Here is a 13,618-nt window from a genome sequence, read left to right as displayed (position 1 = left end):
AATCCGAACGTTATAAATTTTAGGTTTCAAAATAATTGACAAAAACTTTACCTTAGTTTATAATCGTTAGAGGAAACGTCGGAAAAGGCGTAGTGATGCGCAAGCATAGGTAGGTCATTATAAAAGAAACGAGACATCGAAATGTTAAACGAATTTCCGATTTTTGACTATGAAGATATTCAGCTAATTCCTAATAAGTGTGTTCTTCAAAGTCGAGCAGAGGCTGACACACAAGTGACACTAGGGAAGTACACCTTTAAATTACCAGTTGTTCCTTCTAATATGCAAACTATCTTGGATGAAGATGTTGCAGAACAACTTGCAAAAGGTGGTTATTTCTATATCATGCATCGCTTCGATGAAGCTGGGCGCATTCCTTTTGTGAAACGCATGCATGAAAAAGGGTTGATTGCTTCTATCTCTGTTGGTGTTAAAGATTACGAATATGATTTTGTTAGTCAATTAAAGGAAGATGCTCCAGAGTATATCACTATTGATATCGCTCATGGACATGCCGACAGTGTCATTTCAATGATTCAGCACATTAAGAAAGAATTGCCAGATACCTTTGTCATCGCTGGTAACGTTGGAACTCCAGAAGCTGTGCGTGAACTTGAAAATGCTGGAGCAGACGCTACTAAGGTTGGAATCGGTCCAGGGAAGGTTTGTATCACTAAGGTCAAGACTGGTTTTGGTACTGGTGGTTGGCAGTTAGCAGCTCTTCGCTGGTGTGCTAAAGCTGCGCGTAAACCGATTATTGCCGATGGTGGTATCCGTACACACGGAGATATCGCTAAGTCTATCCGCTTCGGTGCAAGTATGGTTATGATTGGTTCACTTTTTGCAGGCCATATCGAAAGCCCTGGTAAAACTGTCGAAGTCGATGGTAAACAATTTAAAGAATACTATGGTTCTGCTTCAGAATACCAAAAAGGTGCCTATAAGAATGTCGAAGGTAAGAAAATTCTTCTTCCTGCCAAAGGACATTTACAAGATACCCTAACTGAAATGGAACAAGATTTGCAAAGTTCGATTTCTTACGCTGGAGGTCGAAAGGTAGCTGATCTTAGACATGTAGATTATGTGATTGTGAAGAACTCTATCTGGAATGGAGATGCTCACTAAAAATATGATTACTTATTTATGTCGCGAATTGGCGTGGCGTTTCTACAAGGTACCGTAAATACCTAACAATGAGTAAGTCTAAGAGAGATAAAAGAAGCAGTACTATATGTTTCTATGTTTCCGAGGGACTTGCTTTGTAAGTCCCTTTTTATTTCGGAGGTTATTGTGAAATTACTAGAGGAACGTATTTTAAAAGATGGGAATATTCTAGGTGAGAATATTCTTAAGGTGGATTCATTCTTGACTCACCAAGTGGATTTTTCCTTAATGCGCGAGATTGGTCGCACCTTTGCAGAATATTTTAAAAATGCAGGTATTACCAAAGTCGTAACCATTGAAGCATCTGGAATTGCTCCAGCTCTGTATGTTGCTGAACAATTAGATGTACCTATGATTTTTGCTAAGAAGGCAAAAAATATTACCATGAATGAAGGAATTTTGACTGCTGAGGTTTATTCTTTCACTAAACAAGTTACTAGTACCGTATCCATTGCAGGGAAGTTCTTATCTCCTGGAGATAAAGTATTAATTATTGATGATTTCTTGGCTAATGGTCAAGCAGCTAATGGTTTGATTCAGATTATCGAACAAGCTGGTGCTACAGTCGAGGCCGTCGGGATTGTGATTGAAAAATCTTTCCAAGATGGTCGTGAACTGTTAGAAAAATCAGGTCATCAGGTAGTATCACTTGCTCGTTTAGAGCGTTTTGAAAATGGAAGAGTTATCTTCAAGGAGGCAGACATCTAATGAATCAAAAAGAAAACCACTCAAAAGCGGCCGTATTGGGCTTGCAACACTTACTTGCCATGTACTCAGGTTCAATCCTGGTACCAATCATGATTGCAGGTGCCCTAGGTTATTCACCTCAACAACTGACATACCTTATCTCTACAGATATCTTTATGTGTGGGGTCGCAACTCTATTGCAGTTACAATTAAATAAATATTTCGGAGTCGGTTTACCGGTTGTTCTGGGTGTGGCCTTTCAGTCTGTTGCTCCACTTATTATGATTGGACAAAGTCACGGTAGTGGTGCTATGTTTGGTGCCTTGATTGCTTCTGGTATTTATGTCGTTCTTGTAGCAGGCGTATTTTCTAAGATTGCTAATCTGTTTCCTTCAATCGTAACAGGTTCTGTCATTACAACAATCGGATTGACCTTGATTCCAGTAGCTATCGGAAATATGGGAAATAACGTCGAAAAACCAACGGGACAAAGTTTAGCATTAGCAACAATCACCATTCTCATCATTCTTTTGGTCAATATTTTTACAAAAGGATTTATTAAGTCAATTTCAATTTTGATTGGTTTGATTGCAGGTACTATCATCGCTGCGACTATGGGCTTGGTTGATTTCTCTCCAGTAGCAGAAGCTCCACTTGTTCATATCCCAACTCCATTCTACTTTGGTGCTCCACAATTTGAGATTTCTTCTATTGTCATGATGTGTATTATTGCTACTGTATCAATGGTAGAATCAACAGGTGTATATCTTGCTCTTTCTGATATTACTAAAGATCCAATTGATAGTACTCGTCTTCGTAATGGTTATCGTGCTGAAGGTCTTGCTGTCTTACTTGGTGGACTTTTCAATACCTTCCCTTATACAGGATTTTCACAAAACGTAGGTTTGGTGAAACTTTCAGGTATTCGTACACGTCTACCAATCTACTACGCAGCAGGATTCCTCATCTTGCTCGGTCTCTTGCCTAAGTTTGGAGCCTTGGCACAGATTATTCCTAGTCCTGTTCTAGGTGGAGCTATGCTCGTCATGTTCGGTTTCGTGTCTCTCCAAGGGATGCAAATCTTGGCTCGTGTAGACTTTGAGCACAATGAACACAACTTTCTCATTGCAGCAGTGTCTATTTCTGCTGGGGTTGGATTGAACGGAAGCAATCTCTTCAATACTTTACCAACAGAATTACAGATGTTCTTCTCAAATGGTATCGTCATTGCAAGTACAGTAGCCATCATTTTGAACGCTATTTTGAATCGTAAAAAATAAAAATAAGTGAGAAGGATAGAAATATCCTTCTCATTTTGTTTTTTAGAGCTTCTGTATTGTTTCTATAGTCCTTTTTATGGTAAAATGGTTCTATGAATGAAAGAATGAAAGAGCTCGTTGAGTTGCTCAATCGCTATGCGACAGAGTATTATACAAGTGATAACCCATCTGTATCTGATAGTGAGTATGATCGTCTCTATCGTGAACTGGTAGAGTTAGAAAAAGCTCATCCAGAGCAAGTCTTGCCAGATAGTCCAACCCACCGTGTTGGCGGTAAGATTCTAGATGGATTTGAAAAATATAGCCATCAGTATCCTCTCTATAGTTTGCAGGATGCTTTTTCACGTGAAGAACTCGATGCCTTTGATGCGCGTGTTCGTAAAGAATTGGATGATGTTACTTATATCTGTGAGTTGAAAATTGATGGTTTATCGATTTCCTTGACTTATGAGCAAGGAATTTTTGTTGCTGGAGCGACTCGTGGTGATGGTTCAGTCGGTGAGAATATCACAGAAAATCTCAAACGTGTCAAGGACATTCCTTTATCATTATCTGAAAAAATAGATATAACAGTTCGTGGTGAATGTTATATGCCAAGAGCTTCTTTCAATCAAGTCAATCTTTCTCGTCAAGAAAACGGGGAGCCAGAGTTTGCTAATCCACGAAATGCTGCTGCAGGGACCCTTCGTCAGTTAGATACAGCAGTAGTAGCTAAACGCAATCTTGCAACCTTCCTCTATCAGGAAGCTAGTCCTTCAACTAGAGACAGCCAAGAGAAGGTTTTAAATCATCTGGAAAAGTTGGGCTTTGTGGTTAACCCTAGACGACTATTAGCCCATAGCATGGATGAAGTTTGGGAATTTATCCAAGAAGTTGGTCAAGAAAGAGACCAGTTGCCTTATGATATCGACGGTGTCGTGATTAAGGTCAACGACCTAGCTGGTCAAGAGCAACTTGGTTTTACAGTTAAAGCGCCTAAGTGGGCAGTCGCTTATAAGTTCCCTGCAGAAGAAAAAGAAGCAAAATTGCTTTCTGTTGACTGGACAGTAGGAAGAACTGGTGTCGTAACTCCGACTGCTAATCTTACTCCGGTGCAATTGGCAGGTACAACAGTTAGTCGTGCAACCCTGCATAATGTAGACTATATCGCTGAAAAGGATATCCGCAAGGATGATACAGTGATTGTTTATAAGGCAGGGGATATCATACCAGCTGTCTTACGAGTGGTTGAGTCTAAGCGAGTTTCTGAGGAGAAACTAGATATTCCAACAAACTGTCCAAGTTGTGAGAGCAAGCTGTTACACTTTGAAGATGAGGTGGCTCTTCGTTGTATAAACCCACGTTGTCCAGCTCAAATCAAGGAAGGTCTAATTCACTTCGCATCCCGTGATGCCATGAATATCTCTGGCCTTGGTCCATCAATCGTAGAAAAATTATTTGCCGCCAATTTAGTTAAAGATGTTGCGGATATTTATCGCTTAACTGTGGAAGATTTTCTCTTGCTAGACGGCATCAAGGAGAAATCAGCTCAAAAACTTTATCAGGCTATTCAAGCTTCTAAAGAAAATTCTGCTGAAAAACTTTTGTTTGGTTTAGGGATTCGTCACGTTGGAAGTAAGGCAAGTCAGTTACTCTTACAACATTTCCATTCAATCGAATCACTAGCACAAGCAAATCCTGATGAAGTTGCAGGTATTGAAAGTCTGGGAAGTGTTATTGCTCAAAGTCTCCAATCTTATTTTGAGACTGAGGGTGCAAAAATTCTTTTAAGTGAATTGAAAGAATTAGGTGTTAATCTAGACTATAAAGGCCAGGTCGTTGCAGCAGATGCTGCCTTATCAGGTCTAACTGTTGTATTGACAGGGAAACTTGAACGTCTTACTCGCTCAGAAGCCAAAAGTAAGCTCGAAAATCTTGGTGCCAAGGTAACGGGTAGCGTATCGAAGAAGACCGATCTTGTGTTAGCAGGAGTAGATGCAGGTAGCAAACTCCAAAAAGCACAAGAACTTGGAATTGAGATTCGAGATGAAGCATGGTTGGAGAGTTTGTAAACAATATACACTACTAGCTTAGATGAACAGTTTAGATTTCTGTGTTCAACGAGAAAAAAAAGATACTATTTTTTAGAAAAATTTAACAATTAGAAATTAGGGAGAACTATGTACAATTATCCTGTACTTATTCATTATCATCGTAAGGATGAAGCATATCAGAGTTGCAACTTTAGTAAATGGCCAGCTGATTCAGTAGAATTTGTTAAAGAGCAAGAATACTTTGGAGAAAAATTTTCATTTACCCAATCAAGTGAAACACCTCTTGAACAAATGGTGTTTACAGTTGATAAAGATGGAGTAAGCAAAGAATATCCTATCCGATTCAATCATTATCCACTCTTAACAGAAGTTTGGATTTTAGATGGAGATGCCACCGTTTATTATTCTGAAAACCCAGCCATTGCAAGTCCACACTATAAAGATCAAAATCCATTTGCTTTTGATAAAGCGATTAACAGTGCTAGTTTTGATCACCACTGGGGTTACCAAGGAGAGTTGGGATGCCAGGTTTCTGAAGAAGAAACAAGCTTTAAACTTTGGTCGCCAACAGCAACAACTGTACAAGTTGTAGTTTATGAATCAGCAAGTAATGATGCGGCTATCCTAAAGACTTATGAAATGCAACGTGGTAACAGTTATTCATATAGTCACAAGGATAATACAATTGGCGTTTGGAATTTGACAGTTCCTGAAAGTCTTGCTGGTCGTGCCTATCAATATCAGATTAATTTTCCACATCATCAATCATTGACACGAGATCCATATACCATTGCGACAAGTCCAGATGGCAAACGTTCAGCGATTCTTTCAGAAAAAGAACGTCAAGTTGAAGGTTTTGAAGTTAAGAATGGAACGGAAGCTACTTGGCGATTGGAAAATTCTTGTCAAGCGGTTGTTTACGAAATGCATATTCGTGACTTGACCAAGTCTGAAACTTCTGGTGTTGCTCCAGAATTAAGAGGAACATTCTTGGGTGCTGCCCAGACTGGAACAGTCAATCACTTCGGTCAGTCTACTGCATTTGACTACATCAAGGAACTTGGTGTTAACTATGTTCAACTGCAACCAATTGCTGATCGTCACAAAGAGTATGATGCAGATGGAAATGTGACCTACAACTGGGGTTACGATCCACAAAACTACAATGCACCAGAAACCAGCATGTCTACGAATCCAAATGATCCAGGTCAAGTTATCCGCGATTTGAAGACGATGATTCAAGCCTATCATGATGCTGGTATTGGTGTCATCATGGACGTTGTATACAACCATACGTTTTCAACTGTTGATGCCCCATTCCAAACAACAGTCCCAGACTATTATTACCGAATGAACCTCGATGGAAGTTATCAAAATGGTACTGGTGTAGGAAATGAGACTGCTAGTGAACACGAAATGTTCCGTAAGTACATGATTGATTCACTTCTTTATTGGGTGAATGAGTTTAATATTGATGGTTTCCGCTTTGATTTGATGGGAATCCATGATGTTAAAACGATGCAGATGATCCGTTGGGCTATGGATGAAGTTGATCCTAAAATCATCCTTTATGGAGAAGGCTGGGATATGGGGACAGGTCTTGCACCATATGATAAGGCTAAGAAAGACAATGCCTATCAGTTACCTAATATTGGATTTTTCAATGATGATCAACGTAATGCGATTAAGGGTGCTGAAGTTTATGGTGATATTAAATCAGGCTTCGTAAGTGGTGCAGCCACTGAACCGATTGTTGCCAAAGCTATCCTTGGTAGTCGTGAACTCGGCTCTTATCTAAGCCCTAACCAGGTTGTCAACTATGTAGAAGCCCATGATAACTATAACTTGCATGATTTATTAGCAACACTTCATCCAACAGAAGACCAAGCAAGTATTATGAAAAAGGTAGAAACAGCAACTGCAATGAATCTACTCATGCAAGGTATCTCCTTTATGGAACTTGGTCAAGAGTTTGGACGTACCAAACTGGTTGCTACAGGTGAAAACGGTGAGTTGACTCATGATGATCGCGAACGTGCTATGAACAGTTACAATGCTCCAGACGCTGTTAACCAGGTAGACTGGGACTTAATCAATGAGCGTCAAGAAAGCATTGAATTTATTCGTCAGATTATAGGTCTTAAAACAAAGACTAGTGCCTTTTCATACCCTACATACGAGGAAGTATACCGTCACGTCTTTGTTCACACAGCTATTGAAAATAGTGGCTGGATTGTCTATGAGATTCAGGGAACTAAAGAACATTTCTTGGTTGTATTTAATGCCAAAGGTGCATCTTTCTATTATGAAAATGCTGGAAATCTAGAGATGTTGGTTACAAATAGTCGTTCAAACCAAGAAAACACTCTTGATAATGTGAGCGTTGCAGTTATGAATGTTTTAGTTTAAAAAAATAAAACTCAAGATTAATCTTGAGTTTTTTTATATATAAATTTGTCCTAATAAAAAATATGGGAATATTACTAAAAATAGTTGAAAATTTCAGAAAATTTGATAAAATTGTATTTAAGATACTTTATCCGAACAAAAAGTTTGATTCATGAAAATAACGTTAAGTTTTTAAAGTATCTGTTTTGCAAAATGAGCATTGAAAAAATATTGTAAGTGATTTAATGCTACAAAAACTGATATCAAGGTAGAATATCAATAAATACTGAAAATTTAAGAAATGTCAAGATAATTACTTGAAGATTTTCTAAAAAATATTTATGATAATTCGGAAATTGGTTGAAAGTTTTCTTAAAAGATAGTATAATAGAAATATAGAAAACGCTTACAATATAAAGGGGGATTTATGGATACATTAGAAGCTTTAAGAACTTTTACAACAGGCGAAAATTTCCATCTTCAGCACTATTTGGGCGCACATCGTGAGGAGAAAGACGGGGAATGGGGTTACACATTCCGTGTTTGGGCTCCAAATGCGCAGGCTGTTCATCTAGTCGGTGATTTCACGAATTGGGTTGAAAATCAAATCCCTATGGTTCGAAACGAATCTGGAGTTTGGGAAGTTTTTACAACTTTTGCCCAAGAAGGTCAGATTTATAAATATCATATCACACGGGCTAACGGTCATCAGCTTATGAAAATTGATCCTTTAGCTGTTCGTTATGAAGCACGTCCAGGAACAGGGGCTGTTCTAACAGAAATTCCAGAAAAGAAATGGAAGGATGGACTTTGGTTAGCTCGTAGAAAACGTTTGGGATTCTTCGAAAGGCCAGTTAATATTTACGAAGCACACGCTGGTTCGTGGAAACGAAATCCAGATGGAACTCCATATAGTTTTGCTCAATTAAAAGAAGAGTTGATTCCTTACTTAGTTGAAATGAACTACACTCATATAGAGTTTATGCCTTTGATGGCTCACCCGCTAGGTTTGAGTTGGGGCTATCAACTTATGGGATATTTCGGTTTAGAACATTCTTACGGAAGACCAGAAGAGTTTCAAGACTTTGTTGAGGAGTGTCATTTAAACAATATCGGTGTTATCGTGGACTGGGTTCCAGGACACTTTACAATCAATGATGATGCCTTAGCCTACTATGATGGAACTCCGACTTTTGAATATCAAGACCATAACAAAGCTCATAACTATGGTTGGGGGGCATTAAACTTCGACTTAGGGAAAAACGAAGTACAATCTTTCCTAATTTCTAGCATTAAGTTCTGGATTGATTTTTATCATTTAGATGGTATCCGTGTAGATGCCGTAAGTAATATCCTTTATCTTGATTATGATAATGCACCTTGGACACCAAATAAAGACGGTGGAAATCTTAACTACGAAGGTTATTATTTCCTTCAGCGTTTAAATACTGTTATTAAGCTAGCTCACCCTGATGTCATGATGATTGCAGAAGAAAGCTCTTCGGCAACTAAAATAACAGGTCCGAAAGAGATGGGTGGTCTTGGATTTGACTATAAGTGGAACATGGGCTGGATGAATGATATCTTACGTTTCTACGAAGAAGATCCAATTTACCGCAAGTATGATTTTAACCTTGTAACCTTCAGTTTTATGTATGTCTTTAATGAAAATTATCTCCTACCATTCTCACATGATGAGGTTGTACATGGTAAGAAGAGTATGATGCATAAGATGTGGGGGGATCGTTATAATCAATTTGCAGGCCTTAGAAATCTTTATACTTATCAAATTTGTCACCCTGGTAAGAAATTGCTCTTTATGGGTAGCGAATTCGGTCAATTCTTAGAGTGGAAATCAGAAGAGCAATTAGAATGGTCAAACCTTGAAGATCCAATGAATGCCAAGATGAAATACTTCACATCTCAGTTGAATCAACTTTATAAGGACCACCGCTGTCTTTGGGAAATTGATACAAGCTATGATGGAATTGAAATTATCGATGCAGATAATAGAGATCAGAGTGTTCTTTCCTTTATTCGTAAAGGAAAGAAAGGCGAGATGCTAGTCTGTGTCTTTAATATGGCACCAGTCGAACGTCCTGATTTCACAATTGGACTGCCAGTTGCAGGTGTGTATGAAGAAATTTGGAATACAGAGTTGGAACAATGGGGAGGTGTTTGGAAAGAACACAATCAAACCGTTCAAACTCAAGAAGGATTATGGAAGGATTATGAGCAGACTTTGACCTTTACCTTGCCAGCTTTGGGGGCAAGTATCTGGAAAATCAAACGTCGCTTGAAACCCGCTAAAAAAGAATCAAATAAATCTCAAAAAGGAGTAGAAAATGAAGAATGAAATGCTAGCTTTAATCCTTGCCGGTGGGCAAGGAACTCGTCTCGGTAAACTCACTCAAAGCATTGCAAAACCTGCTGTGCAATTTGGTGGGCGCTATCGTATCATTGACTTTGCTCTTTCTAACTGTGCCAACTCTGGTATCCATAATGTTGGGGTTATTACACAGTATCAACCACTAGCTCTCAACAGCCACATTGGTAATGGTTCGAGTTGGGGTCTTGATGTAATTGATTCAGGTGTTTCTATCCTTCAACCTTACTCTGCAAGTGAAGGAAATCGTTGGTTTGAAGGTACAAGTCATGCCATTTACCAAAATATTGACTATATCGATAGCATTAATCCTGAGTATGTTTTGATTCTTTCAGGAGACCATATCTACAAGATGGACTATGATGATATGCTCCAATCACACAAGGATAACAATGCCAGCTTGACAGTAGCTGTTTTGGATGTACCACTAAAAGAAGCTAGTCGTTTCGGTATCATGAATACAGATGCTAATAATCGCATTGTTGAATTCGAAGAAAAACCTGCCCAACCAAAATCAACCAAGGCATCAATGGGGATTTATATCTTTGACTGGAAACGACTTCGCAACATGCTAGTTGCTGCTGAAAAGGCTAACCTAGATATGTCTGATTTCGGAAAGAATGTTATTCCAAATTATCTTGAGACAGGTGAAAGTGTCTATGCTTATGAATTCAATGGATACTGGAAGGATGTTGGTACAATCGAATCTCTTTGGGAAGCAAATATGGAATACATCTCTCCAGAAAATGCTCTAGATAGCCGAAATCGTCAATGGAAAATTTATTCTCGTAACCTTATCGCTCCACCAAACTACCTTGGAGAATTTGCTCAAGTAGAAGACTCTCTAGTAGTAGATGGATGTTACGTGAATGGTACTGTAAAACATTCCATTCTTTCTACAGCTGCTCAAGTTCGTAAGGGAGCAGAAGTTGTTGATTCTGTCATCATGAGCGGAGCAGTTATCGGTAGAGGTGCTAAAATTACACGTGCAATCATCGGTGAAGGTGCAATTATTGCCGATGGTGTTGAAATTGATGGTACAGAAGAAGTACAAGTAGTCGGATATAACGAAGTAGTGGGGGTAGCAACAGATGAAGATTGATAAATATTCAGCGATTTTAGGAAATACCGTTGGTTTCCATGATATGTCAACCTTGACAAGTAACCGTCCAGTGGCAAGTTTGCCATTTGGAGGAAAGTATCGTTTGATTGACTTCCCACTCTCAAGTTTAGCAAATGCTGGTGTTCGTAGTGTCTTTGGAATCTTCCAACAAGATAATATCAGCTCAGTTTTCGACCACATTCGTTCAGGTCGCGAGTGGGGCTTGAATACCCTTCTTAGCCACTACTATCTTGGAATCTACAATACTCGTGTGGAAAGTAGTACTGTTGGTAAAGAGTATTATCAACAACTCTTGACTTATTTAAAACGTTCTGGATCTAACCAAACGGTTTCCTTGAACTGTGACGTTTTGGTAAATATTGATCTTACTCAGGTTTTCCATTTGCATAATACTACAAAATCTCCTATTACGGTTGTTTATAAGAAACTACCTAAAAAGGATATTTCAGAAGTAAATGCTATCTTAGAAATTGATGAAACTGACCACGTGCTCTCTCACAAACTCTTCGATAAAAAAGCTGAACAAGAATACTACAACATGTCAACGGATATCTTTGTTGTAGATACTCAATGGTTGATTGAACGTCTGGAAGAAGAAGCTCAGAAAGAACACCCAGAAAAACTACGTTATGTTCTACGTGACTTAGCAGCGGAATCAGGTGCTTTTGCCTATGAGTATACTGGTTACTTAGCTAATATTCATTCTGTAGAAACATACTACCAAGCCAATATTGATATGCTTGATCTGCATAAATTCTACTCTTTATTCTCTCCAAATCAAAAGATTCACACAAAGGTGAAAAACGAAGAACCAACTTATTATGCACCTGGTTGTGAAGTAAATACTTCGCAGTTTGCTTCTGGTAGTATTGTCGAAGGTAAGGTTGTTCGTTCAGTTGTTTCACGTAATGTTCAAATTCATAAAGATAGCTTAGTTAAAGAATCTATTATTTTCCCTCGTGTTGTCATTGGCGAAGGCGCTCAAGTTGAATACGCAATTATTGATAAGGGTGCTGAAGTAGCTGAAGGAGTTGTTATTCGTGGTACAGCAGAAAATCCTGTTGTCATCAAAAAGGGTGAAAAAGTAACAGAGGACATTCTTTCATGAAAATTTTATTTGTAGCAGCAGAAGGAGCTCCTTTTTCTAAAACAGGTGGCTTGGGAGATGTTATTGGAGCTCTTCCAAAATCATTAGTTAAAGCCGGCCATGAAGTTGCTGTTATCCTGCCATACTATGACATGGTGGAAGCCAAGTTTGGAGATCAAATTGAAGATGTTCTTCAATTTGAAGTATACGTTGGTTGGCGTAGACAATTTTGTGGCATTAAGAAGACTGTTTTAAATGGTGTTACTTTCTACTTTATTGACAACCAGTATTATTTCTTCCGTGGTCATGTGTATGGTGATTTCGATGATGGTGAACGTTTTGCCTTCTTCCAACTTGCGGCTCTGGAGGCTCTGGAGCGCATTGGATTTATTCCAGATGTTCTTCATGCTCATGATTATCATACAGCTATGATTCCTTTCTTGTTGAAGGAAAAATACAGATGGATCCAGGCCTACCAAAACATTAAGACTGTTTTAACGATCCATAATTTGGAATTCCAAGGCCAATTCTCTGAAGGTATGCTTTGGGATTTGTTCCGAGTTGGTTTTGAGCGCTATGCGGATGGTACAGTTCGCTGGAATGACTGTCTTAACTGGATGAAAGCTGGTATTCTCTATGCTGATCGTGTAACAACTGTATCTCCAAGTTATGCCTATGAAATCATGACTACAGAGTTTGGTTGTGGTTTGGATCAGATTCTTCGAATGGAGTCCGGTAAGGTATCTGGTATCGTAAATGGAATTGATACTGACCTTTATAATCCAGAGACGGATCCTTTGTTGGATTATCATTTTAACAAGTCAGACCTATCAGGGAAAGCTCAAAACAAAGCTAAACTCCAAGAAAAAGTTGGTCTTCCAGTACGTGCTGATGTTCCAATGATTGGCATTGTGTCACGTTTAACAAGACAGAAAGGCTTTGATGTTGTAGTTGAAGGCCTGCATCGCATGCTTCAGGAAGACGTTCAAATCGTTCTCTTGGGTACAGGTGATCCTGGATTTGAACAAGCCTTCTCATGGTTTAGCCAAGTGTTCCCGGATAAACTTTCTGCCAATATTACCTTTGATGTCAAGCTAGCACAAGAAATTTATGCAGCCTGTGATATTTTCCTCATGCCAAGTCGTTTTGAACCTTGTGGACTTTCTCAAATGATGGCTATGCGTTATGGAACATTACCACTTGTTCATGAGGTAGGCGGGTTGAGAGATACTGTTCAACCGTTTAATCCAATTGAAGGAACGGGTACAGGATTTAGTTTTAATAACTTAACCTCTTACTGGCTTAACTGGGCTCTTCAAACTGCTTTGGATGTTTACTATAATCATCCTGATGTTTGGAAGAAACTTCAAGTACAAGCTATGGAATGTGATTTCTCTTGGGATACAGCTTGTCAGTCTTATCTTGATTTATATCACAGCTTAGCAAATTAAATAAATAAAATCGTATGAT

9 protein-coding genes and 1 riboswitch are annotated in these 13,618 nt (G+C 38.8%); all 9 genes read left to right on the top strand.

All coding sequences use genetic code 11. The annotated features are described in order from the left end of the window. The first annotated feature begins 141 nt into the window (after positions 1–141). Positions 142–1,125: a GMP reductase gene (gene guaC, locus ACXYSM_RS03990; protein WP_006148610.1), complete on the top strand. Its 984-nt coding sequence runs from the start codon at positions 142–144 to the stop codon at positions 1,123–1,125. Further along, positions 1,118–1,214: riboswitch (purine riboswitch) on the top strand. It overlaps the preceding gene by 8 nt. 76 nt (positions 1,215–1,290) lie before the next feature. Next, positions 1,291–1,872, top strand: coding sequence for a xanthine phosphoribosyltransferase (locus tag ACXYSM_RS03985; protein WP_414309610.1), 582 nt, complete (start codon positions 1,291–1,293; stop codon positions 1,870–1,872). Beyond that, positions 1,872–3,131, top strand: a complete 1,260-nt coding sequence (locus ACXYSM_RS03980) for a nucleobase:cation symporter-2 family protein (protein WP_314943653.1) — start codon at positions 1,872–1,874, stop codon at positions 3,129–3,131. The genes ACXYSM_RS03985 and ACXYSM_RS03980 overlap by 1 nt, the downstream gene beginning before the upstream one ends. A 92-nt stretch (positions 3,132–3,223) precedes the next feature. Further along, entirely contained in the window at positions 3,224–5,182 is a 1,959-nt protein-coding gene (gene ligA / locus ACXYSM_RS03975; RefSeq protein ID WP_458634441.1) for an NAD-dependent DNA ligase LigA, read from the top strand. 108 nt (positions 5,183–5,290) lie between these two features. Beyond that, positions 5,291–7,573 (top strand): type I pullulanase, encoded by a 2,283-nt coding sequence (gene pulA, locus ACXYSM_RS03970; protein ID WP_458634440.1) that lies wholly within the window; start codon positions 5,291–5,293, stop codon positions 7,571–7,573. 406 nt (positions 7,574–7,979) lie between these two features. After that, the gene (gene glgB / locus ACXYSM_RS03965) at positions 7,980–9,908 is read left to right on the top strand and encodes a 1,4-alpha-glucan branching protein GlgB (RefSeq protein WP_004253500.1); all 1,929 of its coding nucleotides are present in this window, start codon (positions 7,980–7,982) and stop codon (positions 9,906–9,908) included. After that, positions 9,898–11,040, top strand: coding sequence for a glucose-1-phosphate adenylyltransferase (locus tag ACXYSM_RS03960; RefSeq protein ID WP_004253502.1), 1,143 nt, complete (start codon positions 9,898–9,900; stop codon positions 11,038–11,040). Before glgB ends, ACXYSM_RS03960 begins: the two co-directional genes overlap by 11 nt. After that, positions 11,030–12,169 carry a glucose-1-phosphate adenylyltransferase subunit GlgD gene (gene glgD / locus ACXYSM_RS03955; protein WP_458634439.1) on the top strand — a complete coding sequence of 380 codons (1,140 nt, stop codon included), beginning with the start codon at positions 11,030–11,032 and terminating at the stop codon, positions 12,167–12,169. Before ACXYSM_RS03960 ends, glgD begins: the two co-directional genes overlap by 11 nt. Then, the gene (gene glgA, locus ACXYSM_RS03950; RefSeq protein WP_458634438.1) at positions 12,166–13,599 is read left to right on the top strand and encodes a glycogen synthase GlgA; all 1,434 of its coding nucleotides are present in this window, start codon (positions 12,166–12,168) and stop codon (positions 13,597–13,599) included. Before glgD ends, glgA begins: the two co-directional genes overlap by 4 nt. Positions 13,600–13,618: the final 19 nt, after the last annotated feature.

This window comes from Streptococcus sp. V940 (assembly GCF_054353495.1).
This window is presented reverse-complemented; position numbering and strand designations above follow the sequence as displayed.

What these genes read in the sequence shown, in the direction of transcription:
- guaC (WP_006148610.1), top strand. Translation starts at nt 142, where the DNA reads ATGTTAAACGAATTTCCGATTTTTGACTATGAAGATATTCAGCTAATT.
- ACXYSM_RS03980 (WP_314943653.1), top strand. Translation starts at nt 1,872, where the DNA reads ATGAATCAAAAAGAAAACCACTCAAAAGCGGCCGTATTGGGCTTGCAA.
- glgB (WP_004253500.1), top strand. Translation starts at nt 7,980, where the DNA reads ATGGATACATTAGAAGCTTTAAGAACTTTTACAACAGGCGAAAATTTC.
- ligA (WP_458634441.1), top strand. Translation starts at nt 3,224, where the DNA reads ATGAATGAAAGAATGAAAGAGCTCGTTGAGTTGCTCAATCGCTATGCG.
- pulA (WP_458634440.1), top strand. Translation starts at nt 5,291, where the DNA reads ATGTACAATTATCCTGTACTTATTCATTATCATCGTAAGGATGAAGCA.
- ACXYSM_RS03960 (WP_004253502.1), top strand. Translation starts at nt 9,898, where the DNA reads ATGAAGAATGAAATGCTAGCTTTAATCCTTGCCGGTGGGCAAGGAACT.
- glgA (WP_458634438.1), top strand. Translation starts at nt 12,166, where the DNA reads ATGAAAATTTTATTTGTAGCAGCAGAAGGAGCTCCTTTTTCTAAAACA.
- glgD (WP_458634439.1), top strand. Translation starts at nt 11,030, where the DNA reads ATGAAGATTGATAAATATTCAGCGATTTTAGGAAATACCGTTGGTTTC.